We start from the raw sequence: 18,927 nt of genomic DNA on the forward strand, positions 1-18,927 counted from the left end.
AATTAAAATTACTCACTCAATTGAGGGGATTGTTAATGCTGTCAGAAAAAAAGGAAAAAACTGTGAGCTATTTTCAGGTTGCTAACCAACTTAAACATGAAGGAAAACTAGAGGAAGCGATCGCCTCCTACCTGAAAGCCATTGAGCAAAATCCCAAATTTCATTGGTCTCACCACAACCTAGCAGAGGTTTTTGCTAGGTTGGAACGATGGGATGATGCTTTGGCTCACTATAGTCGAGCCATTGAAATAGATCCAAATTCTGCTTGTTCTCACCACAAGATGGGAGAAGTTTTAGCGAAAAATGGTCAACTGGATGTGGCTATTATTCAATATCATCGCGCCATCGATCTTTCCACAAATATCGATATTTCCCCAAATTCTTATGTATTTTATAACAGCTTGGGTAAAGCCTTACATCAACTATCTCTGCAAATAAACTTAGAAACTATAGGCTGTTATCACCGTTTAGAAGAAATCCTTTCAAAAGGAAATGATTGGAACTGTTCAAATCTCTATTATCTTAACGATGAAGAATTCTTACAAGCAACAACTCAACTAGATAATGAAGCTTTTATTGAAGAAGTTTATCGTACTTATTTGAAACGCGACGCCGATCAATTTGGCAAAAAGCATTGGCTTCAGCATTTCAGTGATGGTATAACCCGCAACCAAATTCTCGGCACATTCCGGCAAGCACCAGAATTTACCTCTCAATTAATATTCTCAGTTGTCTCATTCTGTCTAAAAGAGGCAGTCTCTGCCTATCGCCGTGCAATTGAATTAAACCCCAATGTGTATAATTATGAAAATTTGGAAGAAGCACTGGTACAGCAAGGATCGGTTCTGACCCAGCAGGGTAAAATTGATGGGGCAATAGAAAGTTATCGGCAGGCGATCGCCATTTCTCGCAACTTGGCAGAGGCTCATCACAGATTGGGAAATGCGCTTTTGGACAAGGGTAAAATTGATGAAGCTATTGAAAGTTATCAGCAGGCGATCGCCACCAAACCAAACTGGGTACAAGCACATCTGAGCCTGGGAAATGCTTTGTTTCAGCAGTATAAGCTGGAGCCGGCTATTGAGAGTTATAAACAGGCAATTACCCTTGATTCGCATTCAGCCGAAGCACGCTTCCGGCTGGGAAACTCCCTTTTAGAGCAAAGCCAATTTGATGAGGCAAGGGAGAGCTACGAACAGGCACTTAACCTTGAACCAAACTGGGCAGAACTACACTTTAGGCTCGGAAATACCTTTTTACTGCAAGGCAACTATAGGGATGCTCTAGCTTGCCATCGCAAGGCACTTACGCTCAATCCCAACTGGGAGAAAGACTCATACTTCAGCTTGGGATACTGTTTATTAGACAACCCACAGCATTTAGAAGGCGTACTTCAGATTTACGAACAAGCCCTCTCCCTGCGATCGGATTGGATTGAAGGATACTACACAGCAGGCAATTGGCTGCATCTAGCTGGTTATTTAGAGGAAGCACTGAACTTTTGGAACAGGTGTACAAAAATTCAACAAAATTTAGCTGATGCCCATCAAATGGCTGATAACAAGACCCACTTTTTCGGATATGATTTTACTCGAGCTATAGGTCACACAGCTTTTTTGGACTCTCGCATCAAAATGCACATTTTGGGTTGGCTACCAGTAGAAAACCAGTATAAAATTTTTGCCCCTCCTCACCATTATATAGCTAATTGGTGTATGTTAAACTATTGGAGTTTTTACTGCCCCATTGTCTCAGATCCATCACAAAGTTCTTTAGTTAGTTATTCGGAAGAACGAAATGCAATGGTGACGTTAGCCAATGGCAAAAACATTTTTTATGCTACTGCGGCAGCAACAGCTCAAAAACAATGGGAAGCGGAAAATAGACCCCCGCTACTTGCTTTGTCAGCTTCTGACCAAGAGAAGGGAAGAGAATACTTGCGAAAACTAGGTGTACCAACTGATGCGTGGTTTGTTTGTTTGCACGTTCGAGAAGCTGGCCTGTACGAACGATGCAATCCTATAAAGAGTATCCGTAATGCAGATATTATGACATATTCATTAGCAATTGAATCTATTATCGCGCAGGGCGGGTGGGTGATACGCATGGGCGACTCAACAATGACACCATTACCTGCTATCAGGCAGGTGATTGACTATGTTCACAGTGACTTAAAAAGTGATTGGATGGATGTTGTTCTTTGGTCTCAATGTCGCTTCTTACTTGGAACGACATCAGGACCGTACCTAGTACCTCCTACTTTTGGAGTACCCTGTGTTTTAACAAATTGGGCCCCCTTATCAACTCCGCCGTATTTTGGCAATGATATCTTCATCCCCAAACTTTACTGGTCTGAAAGTGAAAACCGTTATTTAACCTTCGCAGAACAAATCTCGCCTCCCATTGGTTATCACCTTGAATATCTCAAGCCTTCAATGAGCATCAGGGTCATAGATAATACACCCGAAGAAATCAATGACCTAGTTTTGGAAATGCTGGATCGACTAGATGGGACAATTAAATACACAGAAGAGGATAAAAAATTACAAAAAACAATCAATTTGGTGTCTGAAAGCTACGGAATTTATAGAACAGGCAGTAGAATGGGTCAACAATTTTTACGCAAATATGCTCATTTGCTGGACAGTAAAAATAAATGTGCTGACCTCAAAGAATTTAGTTAATAGAGAGAAATAAGAGGTTTTTAATTATGAACAGCGATACAAAGAATCCAATTCAAAATTTAAGCAATCAAGATGTTAAATCCTTGCAAGAAATGGGTGATACCTATTACGAGCAGGGAAATCTTGAAGATGCTCTTCGTGTGTATTCAAAAGCATTAGAAATCAACCCTAGTCTTCCAGAAATTCATGCAAAACTAGGAAATTTGTTTTATCGGCAACAAAAGCTAGGAGAGGCAATCTCTAGCTATAAAAAAGCAGTTGATCTCAATCCAGAACTAGCAGGAGTTTACTGGAATATCGGTCTAATGTATTATCAGAAAGGTCGGGTAGATTTAGCAATTGCCTGCGGACAAAAAGCAATTGCTTTGGAGCCTAAATGGGCAGATATAAAGGGTGAACTAGCAAACTTCCTCCGAGTGCAGCCCAAGCTGAAAGAAGAAATTCAGATTAGTCTACTAGGGATTGCTTTTAATCAAAACTTAGCCGAAGCACACTCTCAGTGGGGCAAAGGATTTGGACAGGATTACAAGCTCGATGAAGCAACAATTAATAGTTTTCCAAAAGCTAGCCCCGTTCAAGATAACTTAGCAGAAGTACACCGCAAGATAGTTACAGGCAAACAAGACAAAAAATTTGATACTTCTGCAATTAAAAGTCATCAAAAGGCAAGTTACCATATCTTTGACTTGACCGAAGGACACAGGCGAGTCATTTCACTGGGACAGCAGGGTAAACTTGATGAAGCCATAGAAACTTACCTGCGACTGATTGAAATGTGTCAGCAGCAAAGCAGATTGGATGTAGCAGCCGATTGTCTCCAACAAGCGATCGCCTTTAAACCAGACTGGGCAGAAGCATATTTTTATCTGGGAACAGTTCTTGAAAATCAGGGCGATCTAGACCAGGCAGCTATAAGATATGAACAGGCAATTAACCTGCAAGCGGCAATTCAAAGTCAGCAAGCGCTCACTATCAAGCCCAGTTTAATAGAAGCCTACTTCAAGTTGGGCAATTTACTTTTATCCCAAGGCAAGCACAAAGAGGCGATCGAAATTTGTCAGCGTGGGACAACAGTCCAAGCGTTGCAGAAGCCCAACGCATTAAACATAGGCGGTGGATCTCACTTTGTCAAACTAGGTTGGGTTAATCTAGAAGAAGTGACCAGTATTTTCAATCCTCATCCATATCACCTTAGTCCCAGTTGCGTTTTTCCAGTAGAAAGTTCTAGCTTGGATACTGTGTACACATCCCACGCTCTAGAACATATAGACAACCCTACTATTTTTAGAGTATTCAGCGAAACCTACAGGGTACTCAAGGATAATGGTCGTTTTATTATCAAGATTCCTGACTTCGATAGAAGTTTGGATTACTGGAGACGCAGAGATGAGAGCTTTTTTGATTACGATGCGTGGAATTACGGTATATTCGTACCAACATGGAAAAATCGCAAGATGGTTGACTGTTTAGATTACAGAGCTGCTTGTATATTCTGCTGTTTTTGGAATGATGAATATGGCGATGTGTATTCAGGGCGGGTTAACTTAGACAGTGAGGGCGTATATTTCGGCCCCCCCGCGATGCCCGTTGAGTTTTATCAGAAATTGATTGCCAATTGCACTCCTTCCCAAATTAGTTCTGTGCTGCGACAAATAGTTCTGAAAACGGAGAAAAATATCCATTGGGGTCATCACAATGCTTGGAGTCGAAAAGAACTAGAAGCACTGCTGCGTTTGACAGGCTTCCGAGTGAAGACTTTTGACCAAGAAACAATTTTAAAAGACTGTGCAGATATTCCTGATATAGGCTTTGGGTTGAGAGATTACAGTACATACTGCTGGGCTGAGAAAGACACTAATTATTTGAACCCACATAACACCTTAGACAATCAAGGTTTGAGCCAGCAAGATTTCTTGGGACTCATTGAAGATGCTGTTAGTTTCAATAGTCACTCTCGTTCAAGCAATGGATTGTCATCTTCAAGTAAGCTGGATGAATCTTTTGAAGAACGGGTAATTGTTAATTTACCCAATTGGGCTTGGTCTCACTATAGTCTTGGTAACGCACTTTTAACTCAAGGACGCATAGAAGAAGCAATTCAAAGCTATCAACAGGCTCTGTTATTTATGCCTGACTGTGCGGAAGCTCATTTTAGCTTGGGCAATACATTTTTACAGCAGGGGCGCTTGCAAGAAGCAATTCAAAGCTATCAAAAAGCAGCGGTCGCTAACCCTAGCTTGGTAGAAGGTCATTCTCGTTTGATGTGGGATATCTGGTCTAAGTATGTTATTACGTCAATTTCGGGCTCAGAAAAAGTTAATCCAGAATTTGTTGAACTTGGGTTTAAACAAGGATTATTGCCAGAAGCCGATGTTGCAAATTTCATAGAGGTACTAGAAGAATGCCCCACAATGAATTTTTCTCAAGATGACTTTGTTCCTGGTTATGTTTATAATTACACACTCAAGCCTTACGAAAAGGAAATAAATGCGTGGAATCTTTATTACAAGTTGGAAAAACAGCATTTAAAGAAATTGATTCCAATCCTGAAAATCTTAGCTCAACCAGTGACAGAGTGCATAGGAACGCCCTGGTGTGTTATCCAAATTCGTTGTTGGAAAGCATATAAAGGCGCACCTGAAATGATTCTGAATTCTTGGCATAATGATGGTTTTCATCCAGCAATTTACAAGATTATGGTTTATCTCACTGGAGCCAGCCTAGAAATAGGGACTACAGAGTTGGCTCTTAAAGATGGCTCTACACTACCAATTAAAGGTTCTTCAGGGACTTGGCTGCTTTTCAAAAATACAGAACTAAAACACCGAGGTGTATCTCCAATAACCCAAGATCGCATTACTATTGAATTCACACTTACTCATGCTATAAAACACGATTTCCGTCCGGTTACTGCTGGGGAAAATGCTAATTATCCTAAACTTCCTTGGTACAGCTATGAGCAGTTGATCGAGTTGGGAGCTGTTGGTTCAGAATAACGCTATACTTCAGTGGTTGTGCTAGGGGGCGAAGTTGATATTGTACCCGTTATAACACGAAAATAAGAGCAAAATAGGTTTCACAGTCCTGAATTTTATATTATGCTTGGCATAGCCAAGCGTTCTTTGTTCATGAAAAGATAGATTAATAAACTATCTTAGTTGTGACGAGAAAACATGACACTGAACATAGTAAAATGAAAAACAATTCAAAAATAATGAGTAACCCAGAATGAACGACATCTTACAATCCTTGAATAAGGCATTAGCGCGACAAGGCTGGCTCTACGGAGATAAATCTCACAGGCTAGGTCATCCATTTGAATGGGTTGATGGCGATCGTCATCCTGAACTTTACACTACGATAGATAGCCTTTCAATTCTGCTGTATCTATCCATGTTTTATGAAGAGTACGCAACACCTGATGAAGTTCTGACAAGCGACTACGAACAAATGAAGGGGTACTATGAAGAACAACTGGATAATTTTTGCAAACACTTTTTTCCTTTTTCAAAATTGAGTCCTACACCTCTAGCTTCCGACTTGAAAACTTACATTGGTTGTCATGCTCTAGGCAGGACACAAGACTACTGTTTTATTAGGAAGAATTGCAAAGATTTAACAAATTCAATCAAGCATCTTGATATTGGCTCTGGTTTGGGAAGCCATGCACTCTATAGCTTAAAAGGGTTGAATTCAGAATTTTATGCTCTGGAGGCAAGTCCGAAGAGTTATGCAGTTCAGCGACACTTTCTCAGGTTTATATCTCCAGCTCCAGGCGCTTATCTAGACCTAGTGGAATTGGAAAACTTTGAGGTTACTTATGACGCAATGTCGAAAGAACTCAACAATAATAGCAAATACAAAATCAAGCATTGCCCTTCCTGGTTTGTTCCGTTGATTCAGGATAAATCTATTGACCTAATCACAGCAACATGGGTTCTAAATGAAGTCAGTTTTTCCGGAATTTTGTGGTTGATGTCTCATGCCTCTAGAGTGTTGAGTCAAGGGGGATATTTCTACATTCGCGACAGCTCAAAACTAAAACCAGGTCGGCATTCAATTAACTACGATAAACTGTTGAATCAAATTGGGTTTGTAGAAGTGGCTCGCCTTAATGTTCGCAATCGCATAGATTATTACGGTGTGCCAAGAGTTTATCAGAAAAAAACAGATGCCGCCTATTCCTTTGAGGAACTTGGCGAGTCTTTTTTAGGCAAGTTTGCTGTAACAGCGCACGGCGGTGAATATGTACAAAATCTTGAAAATATGCCAAAATTAAAGACTTGATTTGGTCATAGTGAGGAAGCATGGGCAAAGAAATAAATCTATTAGATTTGTACCCCCGTAGCAAGCGTCCCATAGACGATCGCGCCAAACTAATTACCGAACAACACCGGGCGATCGCCCGCCAATTTGGCAAAGAGTTTTTCGACGGCGATCGCCTCTATGGATACGGCGGCTACAACTATCACCCCCGCTTCTGGCAAGACACCGTAAAACGCTTTCGCGACTACTACAACTTGCCAGATAGTGCCAGCATCCTCGATGTCGGCTGTGGTAAAGGGTTCATGCTGTACGACTTCAAACAGCTTATGCCCAACATCACCATCGCCGGCATCGATATCTCCGAATACGCGATCGCCAACGCTAAAGAAGAAGTCAAACCCTATCTGCAAGTCGGTAACGCCAAAGAACTCCCCTACCCCGATAAATCCTTTGACTTAGTTATCTCTATCAACACCGTTCATAACTTACTCCTCGAAGACTGTAAACAAGCCTTGAGAGAAATTCAGCGCGTCACCCGCCAACACGCCTTTATCATTGTGGATGCGTGGCACAATGATGAAGAAAAACAAAGAATGCTCAACTGGAACCTAACAGCCTTGACCTATATGCACGTCAATGATTGGGTTAAACTGTTTGCAGAATTTGACTACCAAGGCGATTACTATTGGTTCATCGCTGAGTAGGGTTTTAACTATCACAAAATATTAGGTATAGGCATAATAAATTATGAACTTTATGCAAAAGTCAGAAACAGACTTAAGTGCTGCTTTTATTCAAAATGGCTATGTAATCAAACCCTGCGAAAATCCATCCACTCTGGATAAAATCAGAAACAAAACAGTAGATTTAGCCACTAATTTTTTAGGAGTGGCAACTCCGACAGATGCGGGAGAATTTTTAGATAAAATTGCCTCTTTATTACCACTAGAAAAACTTAACTCTTTCCGTCTTCAAATCATATCAGGTTTAATGGCAGAACCTTGGTTTCGAGAAGCCTATTTCTCCTGCGCTCGTTCCCTAGTAGAAACCATTGTCGGCAACGAATTGGTGATGCAGCGCAATATCGGTTTAAGCATTCAACTTCCCGGTGATGACAGTTCTTTATTACCCCTACATTCTGATAGTTGGGGTTCGGAATGTTCCCCATTTGAAGTAGTATTGTGGATTCCATTAGTAGATTGCTATCGGACAAAAAGTATGTTTATTTTACCCCCTGATGCTGATGCTAGAGGGCGCCAAAAAGTCCATGAATTTGCCGAGACAGGAACAGAAAGCCTTTATCAAGCAATCGAACCCGAAGTTGAATGGTTGGAAGTTCCCTATGGCAATGTCGTTTTATTTACTCCGACTATTATGCACGGCAATCGACGCAACGAAGAATCTACAACCAGATGGTCTATGAATATTAGATTTAAAGGTTTATTTACACCTTACTCAGATAAACGCCTGGGGGAATATTTTGCACCTATCGCCGTGCGTCCAGCCTCAAAAATTGGGATGAAATTCACAATACCAGGGGGGTTCAATGAATAAAAAATTAGGTTATCGCGGTTACATTATCAGCCGTCCAGTGCGAGGTGTAAGTTACCCCCACCGCGTGCAAAACTTGGTAGTTCGCGACTACGCCACGCGACATAATTTAGCCTATAAACTCAGTGCAACTGAATACGCGATGCCTCGATGTTATATGATGTTGTACGATGTTTTGGCAGAATTGCCACAACTAGAGGGCATAATCCTATTTAGTCTGTTTATGTTACCCCAGAGAACCGAGTCGCGATTGGAAATCTATGACCGGATTTTAGGTGCTGGATGTGAATTACACGCAGCCTTGGAAGAAATGGTGCTTCAAGACAGAAGCCAAATAGAAAATTTTGAGGAGATGATACAAGCAGTCTTAACTTTATCTAATACACCTATGGGGGGGTATTATCAAAAGTCAGAAAATCCAAAACTAAACGACTTCTTTTTACAAGCCCTTAAGTGAAGATATTATGCTATTCTAAACAGATTAGAGGAGTTAAGAACAGGATAAGTAAGCTTAACGATAACTTGAAGTTATAAAAAGTTACAAGGAGTATAAACTATGACCTTAGCATTACAAGAACCCTTACTAGAAGACCATCTCGTTTTGTTAGGAATAAGCTGGTTGCAATTAGAGGCGTTGGATACGGTCTTAGCAGAAGTACCAGGGGTCAGACTGTTTTATTTAGACGGATTTTTAGAAATTATGACATTAAGTTTAGAACACGAAGAGACAAACGGAACATTGCGATCGCTGATAGAAGCTTACATGAGAGAAAAAAGTATCCGGTTTTATATTAGAGGTAGTGCAACTTTAGGCAGTGAAGAAACTCAAGGTAGAAAAGAACCCGATGAATCTTACAATCTGGAGACGAAAAAACCAAATCCTGACTTAGTAATAGAAGTAATATTGACTAGCGGTGGACTTGATAAATTAGAGTTCTATAAAAGAATAGGGGTTCGCGAAGTCTGGTTTTGGGAGGATGGGCTAATAACTATTTACCATTTAAGGGGAGAATACGAAAAAGTTAGTCACAGTTTATTGTTGCCAGATTTGAACATTGATTTATTAAGCCGTTACGTTATCTACTACGATCAGTATGATGCTGTAACGGAATTTCTCCAAGCCCTTAGAAATTGAGCCACTTATGCACTTAGGAATTGAAGGAAAATCAGCTTTAGTAGTTGGAGGTAGTCAAGGTCTGGGCCGAGAAATCGCCCTAACTTTAGCCAAGGAAGGAGTACAAGTGGGAGTTGTTGCCCGCACCGAAGCAGATATTATCTCCTTAGTTGCGGAAATGGGGGGTGAAGCTAAAGGTCATTGGGGCATTGCTAAAGACTTAGTACCCGATAGCGCACCAACCCAACTTATCGAAGAAATCCAGTCTGGTAACAAACAGATTGACATTATCGTCCACAACTTAGGGGGAACTTTAGCAATTAGAGACCCCTTCTGCACAGTAACCGAGTGGCGTTCAGTTTGGCGGCTCAACTTTGAAATTGCCGCAGAGTTAAACCGCTATCTGATTCCCCCCATGCAGCAACGCCGATGGGGGCGAGTAGTGCATATTTCCTCAATTGCTGCTAATCTGAGTCGAGGAGCAGTTGCCTATTGTGCTGTCAAAGCCGCTCTAAACGCTTACACCCGGAACTTAGGGTGTACAGTAGCGTCAGACGGAGTGGTCATCACATCCGTGATGCCCGGAGCAATTAGTCATGAAGGTAGCCATTGGGATAAAATGTCCCAGGAGAAACCAGAGATGGTGGCAACCTATCTCGATCGGCGTATGGCAATTAAACGATTTGCTCAATTGGATGAAATCAGTGATTGGGTAGTTCTGTTATGTTCCGAAAAAGCTTCTTTCTGTACTGGTTCGGTAATGCCTATTGATGGAGGTTCTTGGTGATTGAGTTAACTAGCAGCAAGATAAATATAGAAAAACTAGAACGCCATTTCTATCAATATGGCTGGATAGTAGTGCAACTCCCAAATCCAGATCCAGTCTATGCCGCTCGTGCGTCACTACTTGCCGAATTGCGACGGCTAACGGGAAGCGATCGCATCACGTTAGAAGATTATCACGAAGTTATTGGTGATGACAAAACTCATACAGAGTTGCAGTTCCAGCTAACTCAATTTTTTTGGTTTCAAAAGTTGGCGCATAAAGTCATAACCGCTCAACTTGATTTGTTTAAAGCATTTTTGGGACAAGATTTAAACATTCAGAGTAAGCCTCACTTGCGAATTACTCGACCTGGCAAAACCCAAGATAATATAGGCTACCATCGGGACACTTATTACGGTTGCTCGCCATTTGAATTATCTGTTTTAGTGCCTTATACTGATGTTCCACCGGAGAGTGCTTTATCTGTTTTATCAGGCTCTCACATTCGTCCAGAGTCCGATTTTTCCCTCACGCAGATAGAAAATCCTGAAGTAAGCAAAGGTTCTGTCAAACATCAGTTAGGATTTCTCTATGCTCCTAAACTAATAGATCCATCCTGCACCGCAGATATGCAGCCAGTGCCGCTGGCTGTGGGTGAGGCGCTAATTTTCAGTCTGGCTACAGTGCATGGTAGTGTAGAGAATCGAGGTTTAGTTTGTCGCTGGAGTTCCGACATTCGGGTAGTAAATGCCCTAGCACCCCTTAACCCCTCTTTAAAAGCAGGCTACTATGAAAAACTGAGTCGTTCAGTTGTTTCTGAGACCGCTGAGGCTTACAATAACGCTCAATTGGCATCTTTAAAAGGAATGGAATGATTGGAACAGTGACTATATGATCGACAAATCTCAACATCAACAACATCAATCTTCTAACTCTAAAATTCTGTCTCAGAAAGGGTATCTAGTTTGCCACAAGATTATAGACCAAGCCGTTATCCGCCAAATGCAGAATTACCTAGCGGCAAGGCTTGACAACCTGCGCGATCGCTTCCAAGAATGGTCTGGGGGAAAAGATGTAACATCGGTGGAAAGCTATAGGTATCACAGCGATCGTATTGCCGAGTATGAAGCAATGGGACTCCCAAAAGATTTACGCCATTTTTTGAGGGGGGAGTTTGACTTAGAAACTCGATTGTCCGCCGAAATTCGCGACTTTCTAGCTACCCTAAGTCTGCGAGAATTAGTAGCAGACGTTTTCGGCGAAACGAGATATTTTTTGCACTATCCTCCCATGCTCCGATTTAAAGTGCCTCGTGCCGACCAAACTATAGTACCACCCCATCAAGATAGTGCTTATAGTACCCATATAGAAAGATTTATTACTGCTTGGGTTCCTTTAACGCCAATCACAGAGGAAGTAGGTGGGGTGACATTTTACCAAGGGACTCAAGAGTTGGGCAACTTAACCCATGGTTCCAGCGGTGCTTGGGAAAGTAGAGCTTTTTTTGACGAGTCAACCTACGCTGCCTACTCACCGCAAATGGCACCAGGGGATGTGCTATTTTTTACACCCACCATTGTTCACGCATCAGCTCTCAATACCTCAAATAATATTATCAGATTTAGTATTGACATGAGGGCTTTTAGCACGAATACTGTAAGTTCAAAATCTTTTTACGATCCCTGGTCTGGGGAAGTCCATAAAACTAATTAAATGAGGTGGCTGAAAGTGAGTGAAGCAGAAAAATTTGACGGCACAAAAAAATACAGCAAAGATCAAGAGATTGAAAGTCGTTTAGAAGAGCTATTTTCTAACCACAAAGTTTCCCCTCTTGAAATTATCAATGGCTTTCCGATTTACGCAAGGCGTACTGTTCTTAAAAAGTTTCTGGCTCACTACGAACTATTTCGTCGCACTATTGATTTACCGGGCGATATTGTAGAGCTAGGGGTGTTTAGAGGTCAGAGTTTGATGACTTTTGCTAATCTTCTGGAAGCGCGTAACATAGGCGATCGCACTAAAAAAGTTTGGGGTTTTGACAATTTTAAAGGATTCACAGGTTTACGCCCTGAAGACGGGCCTAACTACGAACAGTCTCACAAGGTAGAAGGCGGTTTTAGTCCAGAGAAATTCTATGAAGAATTACTGGATGTAATTGACATATTTGATGCAGACCGCTTTGTGGGCTGGAAAAAACGCATTGAACTGGTAGTGGGAGATGTAACCGCAACCATTCCAGAATTTGTTGCAAAAAACCCTGGTTTGCGAATTTCATTATTGCACTTCGACATCGATATGTACGAACCGACCAAAGTAGGTTTAGATTATTTATATCCATTAGTTGTTCCAGGAGGAGTTGTAATCTTTGATGAATATGGCATCTTAGAATGGTCTGGGGAAAGTAAAGCAGTAGAAGAATATTTCAAGGGACAGCACGTTGAACTCAAGAAATTTGAATGGAATAATGTTCCCGGCGCTTACTTAATCAAACAATAGACAACTGAAGTAGAGAGCTAAGTTTATGAAGTGCAATCTTTGCAGGTCCGATCGGGTAACAGAATTGGGAGATATTGGTTTTAAGCCAGCTTCGGTAACATCGGAACCAGACTTGTGTTCTCTACCAGCCAAAATCTATTACTGTCAAAACTGCCACCACCTGCAAAAAGCTCATAGCGAGAGAGAACTTTCATTCATTAACTCTCTTTATCAAAATTATGAAACCTACAAAGTTTCAAGCGGAAAAGAACAACTTGTTTTTCCCAAAGATAGCCCACCGCGCGCCCGAAGTTATCATGCGATAGAGCAATGTATTTCGTTGTTACCAAAATCGGGAAACCTACTCGATATCGGTACGGGGAATGGCGCTATTTTGAAGTCAGCTAGTCAACTTTTGGATAAATGGCAGTTATTTGCCTTTGACTTGGGAGACAAATCAAAAGAAGAAATTTTAGCAATTCCTGGAGTAGTTGATTTTTTTTCGGAAACCTTGGAGAATGTTCCACGAGAAAAATTTAACCTAATTGTTTTGTGGCATTGTTTGGAGCATATCCCAGAACCTGCTCAATTTCTCAACCTGTTAAGAAATTACCTGACTGAAGAGGGCTTTTTACTCATACAAGTTCCAGATATTCATCGCACTCCCTTTGACTTTGCTGTGATCGATCATTGGTCACATTTTACTAATTCTGCCTTAATCAAGCTTTGTCAGGAAACGGGCTATCAGATAGAACTTGATGGCTATGATTGGGTACACAATTGCTTGACTCTACTACTGAAGCGCGATCGCGCCCTCCCCAAACAATCCTTGCCAGATTCAATTTTTACACCCGATGGCTACTTTTACTGGCTCAAACAAACAGTAGAAGAGTTTGAAAGAGCAACCCAGAATCGGAAGTATGCTATTTTTGGTACGGGAATATCAGGAATTTGGGTATCAAGTCAACTGTCAAATCCGCCAAGTTGTTTCATTGATGAAGACAGCCAAAGGGAGGGCAAAAACATTGGCTGCATTCCCATTGTTAAACCTCAAGATATGCCACCGGGGATTGACATTTTAATGCCTTTTACTCATGATACGGGTAAGAATATCAGCCAAAAAATGCAACAGGAATATTCTACCTCTCAATCTAGCAATTTTATTTTGAGTCAACCTTACTTGAAAGGAGATAGCCATTGACTAATTCTAAACACTGCTTAGTAACAGGGGCCGCCGGCTTCATCGGCAGCCACTTGTGCGATCGCCTGCTTTCCCTCGGCCACAGCGTCACAGGCCTCGACAGCCTGATTGTAGGCCGCCTCGCCAACCTAGAACAAGCCAAAACCCATAACAAATTTACCTTTATCGAGCAAGACGCAGCCACCATCACCCCCGCTACCCTCGAAGGAATTGACTGGGTATTTCACCTAGCAGGGCTGGCCGACTTAGTACCGTCGATCGAAAACCCCAGCCAATACTACCACTCCAATGTTCAAGGCACTTTTAGCCTGCTAGACGCTTGCCGCCACGCTCAAATTCAACGCTTCGTCTACACCGCATCCTCCACCTGCTACGGCATCCCAGACCAATATCCCACACCTGAAACCTATCCCTGTGCTCCCGAACATCCCTACGGCTTGACAAAGTATTTAGGCGAGCAAATGGTGATGCACTGGGCCAAAGTTTACAAACTCCCCGCCCTCTCCCTGCGACTGTTTAACGTCTACGGGCCCCGATCGCGCACTACAGGGGCTTACGGTGCCGTCTTCGGCGTGTTTTTAGCTCAAAAATTAGCAGGAAAACCCTTCACCCTTGTCGGAGACGGCACCCAAACCAGAGATTTCACCTTCGTCAGCGATGTCGTAGAAGCCTTTGTCACCGCAGCAGCATCGGATGTAACGGGTGAAATTATCAACATTGGTTCCGGCAATCCTCAAAGTGTCCTAACATTAGTGGAACTATTGGGCGGCCCTATCGTCCACATCCCCAAACGTCCCGGAGAACCAGACTGCACTTGGGGAGACATCACCAAAGCTAAAACTCTCTTAGGATGGGAACCAAAAGTTCCTTTCCCCGAAGGAGTAGCCCAGATGTTAGCAAACATCAGCTTGTGGAAAGAAGCACCAGTCTGGACGCCTGATTCCATTCAGGAAGCCACAAAAGCATGGTTTGACTATTTAGGAAAAACCTAAACTTATGGTTCAAAACACCGCCGCTCAAGTTAATCTTTTAGTTGCAAAAGCATTCCTTTACCAAGGATCTCGCCTGTTACTGCAACTGCGAGACAACATACCTGAGATTATAGCCCCGAATCACTGGGGACTGTTCGGCGGTACTGTTGATGATGGAGAAACTCCAGCCCAAGCTATGAAACGAGAAATCGAAGAAGAACTTTGCTGGATACCGCCCGAACCCAAATACCTGCTGACATGGGAAGCACCCGATCGCGCTTGCACCACCTATATTTTTGGTATTCCCTTGACAGTACCGACTAGCCAATTAACCTTAACGGAGGGGCAAGCCTTCCAACTATTTACCTTTGAGGAATTGACTCAAGTGCTGTTAGTGCCTAAAATCCCTCGGATGCTGCCACAAGTTGTCGAGGCGATCGCCTCTGATGAACTAACCGCAGCTTGGCAGGAGTTCAGCACTAAAAATTTAACATCGGGCATGATATCAAATCCGTTAGTATCGGAATTAATATAACCCACAGTCAGGATACGGCAGTGTCCATTAGTGTCAACTTAACTTCAAACTCAGTCAGAGATTGTTGTTTAACTATCAAACTTCGATCCCCCCTAGCCCCCCTTAAGAAGGGGGGGACAGGAGTCTACTCAAAGTCCCCCTTCCCCCCCTTGGGGGCAGGGCGGTTTCATTCTCAGACAAATCATGGTTTTGTAGGGGTAGTGGATGGTGCGTGCCTACCCTCTTCGTCCACGATTTTGTATGTGTTTGGTGAGATTGGGGCGGGCACTCTTGGCACCGCCCCTACAAAGAATGAAACAGCCCTGCCCTAGCCCCCCTTAAGAAGGGGGGGACAGGAGTCTACTCAAAGTCCCCCTTCTTAAGGGGGATTTAGGGGGATCTAGACTAGGGTAAAAACGAGATTTCTTAAGGGTTTTACTCTTAACTTGACACCATTGGGCTCTTGGAGTGTCCCTACAATTAATCGGGCTAGGGAAACGGCAATGCCGTGTCCTCCGTTATTATCATTCCCGTGCAACCGGAATTGATATGACTCATCAACTAATACCAAAGCTGAAAAATTAAATGCAAACCTTTCCCTCACAGATTCCCTTTGCCACCGATTACTTCCGCCAACTTGCAAATTTAAGCGAAAACTTTGAAGCGACTGACAAAAAATCTCAGCCTCTTTCCTTTGCCGAAGCAATTAGTCAGGCGGCAGCTTTGGTATCTCAACAAAGCCAACAGCAAAAAAAAGTAATATTTATTGGCAATGGCGGCAGTGCAGCCGTAGCTAGTCACCAGGCGATCGATTACTGGCGAAATGGAGGCTTTCCGGCGATCGCCTTCAATGACGGCGCTCTCCTCACCTGCATCAGCAACGACTTCGGCTACGAACAAGTTTTTAGCAAACCGATCGCCACCTTTGCCCAATCGGGAGATATCGTATTTGCCATTAGCAGTTCGGGACAGTCTGCCAACATCCTAGCAGGTGCTCGTCAAGCAGCTCAAATGGGCTGCTATGTCATCACCCTTTCAGCTTTTAAGCCCGATAACCCTCTGCGTCAATTAGGAGACATTAACTTTTTCGTGCCGACAATGGCCTATGGATTTGCTGAAATTACTCATTTGTGCATCTGTCATTGTATTCTAGATGGGTTGATGAAAGGTTCGTTACCAGCAACAGAAATTGATAGTTCGGTAAATGATGACAGCAAGCTATTTTCAGGCAGCCAACAAACTTAAACAGGAAGGTAAATTAGAGGAGGCGATCGCCTCTTACCGCCAAGCGATCGAACACAACCCCAAGTTTTATTTGTCTCACCACAACTTGGGGGAAGCATTGGCTAAACTTGAGCGGTGGGATGAAGCAGTTACTTCCTACGATCGCGCTATTCAACTCAACCCTAATTCGGTTTGGTCTTATTACAATTTAGGGGAAGCCTTGGCAAAACTCTGTCGGTGGGAAGATGCGATCGCCTCCTACCGCCGCGCCATTGAGCTTTCCCCAGATTTTTATAAATTTTACAGCAGCTTAGGGGCAGCCCTATGCAAACAAGGCCGTACCGAAGAAGCAGCAGCCTTGTACTGTCAAGCTGCGGAATCCTTGGTAAAACAGCAGCGGTGGGATGAAGCAGACAATTATTACAGTCAGGCTATTAATCTCAATCCATCAGTCAAGGATGACTACCGCAATTTAGCAGAAATCCTGACAAAACAGCGGCAGCTTGAAGTTGCGATCGCCAAAACCCGCAAGGCCATTAACCTCGCACCAGAAAATGCTGAACTTCACTGCAAATTAGGGAAAATATTAACACAGCAAAACCGACGGAGAGAGGCTATTGAGAGCTATAAAAAAGCGATCGCCCTCAACTTTGACTTAGAAGAAGCACATCTCAACCTGGTCAACTTACTGATAGATCAAGCTGAAATAGATGAGGCTAAGGAACAACAAAACACACCCTCTTTAGAGCAAGAGGCACTTTTCAACCTTGGCAACTTACTCATACAGCAAGGGAAGTTAGGAGAAGCAATTGAGATTTACCAAAGAGCGATCGCCCTAAACCCAAATTGGACAGCAGCTTACCTCAAGCTAGTAGAAGCTCATATGATGTTGAGCTGGAATTTTTACGATGTCGGTAAATTACACGAATCAATCAACTCTACCGAACGTGCGATCGACATATATAACTCCCAGCTTGAAAAGCATCCCCTCGGAAATTTGGGTATTCGCTTCATAACGCCGGAATATTTCACAAACTGGCCTTGGTTGGGAGCGATCGGACACCTAGCAATCAATATAGATATTTATATAAAAATGGGCATTCTCGGCTGGCGACCTGAATACCACACAATTCTTTTAGCACCTCCCGAACAAGTCATCAATCCCTGTTTGCTCAACTACTGGCGGCGCTATCTCCACATTATCACCGACCCCGATCTAATTGAGCGCTTGCTGCCATTAGCAAAGACTATGCGGTGCTTGGAATATACCCTTTTCCACGTAAAAATTGCCCAAGGACAGATAGTAGATGTCGGTTACGCCTTCTCAGCAGTTCAGAAACAGTGGGAAAGAGAGGGAAACCCGCCGCTGCTCACCATATCACCATCAGATTATGAACAAGGCTGGAACTGTTTGCAAGACCTCGGAGTGCCTAAAAATGCCTGGTTTGTGTGTCTCCACGTCCGAGAAGATGGCTTTCGAGCAGAAGGACTGATTACACACCGGAGTGCTGATATTAATACTTACTTATTAGCGGTAAAATTGATTGTAGCCCGTGGTGGCTGGGTCATCCGCATGGGAGATCCAAGTATGAAACCCTTACCATCTATGTCACAGGTCATTGACTATGCTCACACTAAGGCAAAAAGCGATTGGATGGATGTTTTTCTGGGTACTTCTTGCCGATTTTTTCTCGGAACTAATTCAGGATTAAATTGTATTCCATGTCTTTTTGGAACTCCCTGTGCTCTAACAAATATGTGGCCAATTTCAGCACGCTCAGTGCAAAGTCAGGATTTATTCATCCCCAAGCTTGCTTGGTCTGAAGTTGAAAATCGCTATCTCACCTTTGAAGAAGCACTTGCGCCTCGCTTCTTTTTCAACCTCAACAGCAAACTTCTTTACTCCTGGGGCATTAAAGTGGTGGATAATACGCCAGAGGAGATTAATGACTTGGTACTGGAAATGCTCGATCGACTCGAAGGAAAATTTCAGTACACAGAAGAAGACGAAATTTTACAACAGCATTTCAACTCTCTGCAAACACCTTATGGGCCGAGTGCTTTCAATAGCCGGATGGGACGCTCTTTCTTGCAAAAGTATTGCGACTTAGGAATGAGGCAAACAGGCTGTTGATGCCCGATACATCGGGAGTCTGTGGCT

Annotated in this window: 16 protein-coding genes; all 16 read left to right on the plus strand. The window is 42.8% G+C overall.

What is annotated here, in order from left to right:
* Nucleotides 1-35: 35 nt before the first annotated feature.
* Nucleotides 36-2,684, plus strand: coding sequence for a tetratricopeptide repeat protein (locus tag AAFP11_RS18390; RefSeq protein ID WP_341738392.1), 2,649 nt, complete (start codon nt 36-38; stop codon nt 2,682-2,684).
* Nucleotides 2,685-2,710: 26 nt separating this feature from the next.
* Nucleotides 2,711-5,680 carry a tetratricopeptide repeat protein gene (locus AAFP11_RS18395; RefSeq protein WP_341738393.1) on the plus strand — a complete coding sequence of 990 codons (2,970 nt, stop codon included), beginning with the start codon at nt 2,711-2,713 and terminating at the stop codon, nt 5,678-5,680.
* Nucleotides 5,681-5,912: 232 nt separating this feature from the next.
* Nucleotides 5,913-6,971, plus strand: a complete 1,059-nt coding sequence (locus AAFP11_RS18400; RefSeq protein ID WP_341738394.1) for a hypothetical protein — start codon at nt 5,913-5,915, stop codon at nt 6,969-6,971.
* Between the two features lie 20 nt (nt 6,972-6,991).
* Nucleotides 6,992-7,654 carry a class I SAM-dependent methyltransferase gene (locus AAFP11_RS18405; RefSeq protein WP_341738395.1) on the plus strand — a complete coding sequence of 221 codons (663 nt, stop codon included), beginning with the start codon at nt 6,992-6,994 and terminating at the stop codon, nt 7,652-7,654.
* Between the two features lie 43 nt (nt 7,655-7,697).
* Nucleotides 7,698-8,504 (plus strand): sporadic carbohydrate cluster 2OG-Fe(II) oxygenase, encoded by an 807-nt coding sequence (locus AAFP11_RS18410; protein ID WP_341738396.1) that lies wholly within the window; start codon nt 7,698-7,700, stop codon nt 8,502-8,504.
* The gene (locus AAFP11_RS18415; protein WP_341738397.1) at nt 8,497-8,958 is read left to right on the plus strand and encodes an LIC12192 family sporadic carbohydrate cluster protein; all 462 of its coding nucleotides are present in this window, start codon (nt 8,497-8,499) and stop codon (nt 8,956-8,958) included. The genes AAFP11_RS18410 and AAFP11_RS18415 overlap by 8 nt, the downstream gene beginning before the upstream one ends.
* Before the next feature lie 99 nt (nt 8,959-9,057).
* Nucleotides 9,058-9,636, plus strand: a complete 579-nt coding sequence (locus tag AAFP11_RS18420; protein ID WP_341738398.1) for a Uma2 family endonuclease — start codon at nt 9,058-9,060, stop codon at nt 9,634-9,636.
* A 7-nt stretch (nt 9,637-9,643) separates the two neighbouring features.
* The gene (locus AAFP11_RS18425; protein ID WP_341738399.1) at nt 9,644-10,402 is read left to right on the plus strand and encodes an SDR family oxidoreductase; all 759 of its coding nucleotides are present in this window, start codon (nt 9,644-9,646) and stop codon (nt 10,400-10,402) included.
* Complete coding sequence (locus AAFP11_RS18430; protein WP_341738400.1) at nt 10,399-11,256, plus strand: phytanoyl-CoA dioxygenase family protein; 858 nt, start codon at nt 10,399-10,401, stop codon at nt 11,254-11,256. Before AAFP11_RS18425 ends, AAFP11_RS18430 begins: the two co-directional genes overlap by 4 nt.
* Nucleotides 11,257-11,272: 16 nt before the next feature.
* Nucleotides 11,273-12,094, plus strand: a complete 822-nt coding sequence (locus tag AAFP11_RS18435; RefSeq protein WP_341738401.1) for a phytanoyl-CoA dioxygenase family protein — start codon at nt 11,273-11,275, stop codon at nt 12,092-12,094.
* Nucleotides 12,095-12,877, plus strand: coding sequence for a TylF/MycF/NovP-related O-methyltransferase (locus AAFP11_RS18440; RefSeq protein WP_340541348.1), 783 nt, complete (start codon nt 12,095-12,097; stop codon nt 12,875-12,877).
* A gap of 25 nt (nt 12,878-12,902) precedes the next feature.
* Nucleotides 12,903-14,057: a class I SAM-dependent methyltransferase gene (locus AAFP11_RS18445; RefSeq protein ID WP_341738402.1), complete on the plus strand. Its 1,155-nt coding sequence runs from the start codon at nt 12,903-12,905 to the stop codon at nt 14,055-14,057.
* Nucleotides 14,054-15,049 carry an SDR family oxidoreductase gene (locus AAFP11_RS18450; RefSeq protein WP_341738403.1) on the plus strand — a complete coding sequence of 332 codons (996 nt, stop codon included), beginning with the start codon at nt 14,054-14,056 and terminating at the stop codon, nt 15,047-15,049. The genes AAFP11_RS18445 and AAFP11_RS18450 overlap by 4 nt, the downstream gene beginning before the upstream one ends.
* Before the next feature lie 4 nt (nt 15,050-15,053).
* The gene (locus tag AAFP11_RS18455; RefSeq protein WP_341738404.1) at nt 15,054-15,563 is read left to right on the plus strand and encodes an NUDIX domain-containing protein; all 510 of its coding nucleotides are present in this window, start codon (nt 15,054-15,056) and stop codon (nt 15,561-15,563) included.
* Nucleotides 15,564-16,127: 564 nt separating this feature from the next.
* On the plus strand, nt 16,128-16,787 hold the full coding sequence (locus AAFP11_RS18460) for an SIS domain-containing protein (RefSeq protein ID WP_341738405.1): 660 nt from the start codon (nt 16,128-16,130) through the stop codon (nt 16,785-16,787).
* Nucleotides 16,747-18,900 (plus strand): TIGR04372 family glycosyltransferase, encoded by a 2,154-nt coding sequence (locus AAFP11_RS18465; protein ID WP_341738406.1) that lies wholly within the window; start codon nt 16,747-16,749, stop codon nt 18,898-18,900. Before AAFP11_RS18460 ends, AAFP11_RS18465 begins: the two co-directional genes overlap by 41 nt.
* Nucleotides 18,901-18,927: the final 27 nt, after the last annotated feature.

The organism is Microcoleus sp. CAWBG640, assembly GCF_020883015.1.
In the GTDB taxonomy this organism is placed as follows: domain Bacteria; phylum Cyanobacteriota; class Cyanobacteriia; order Cyanobacteriales; family Microcoleaceae; genus Microcoleus; species Microcoleus anatoxicus.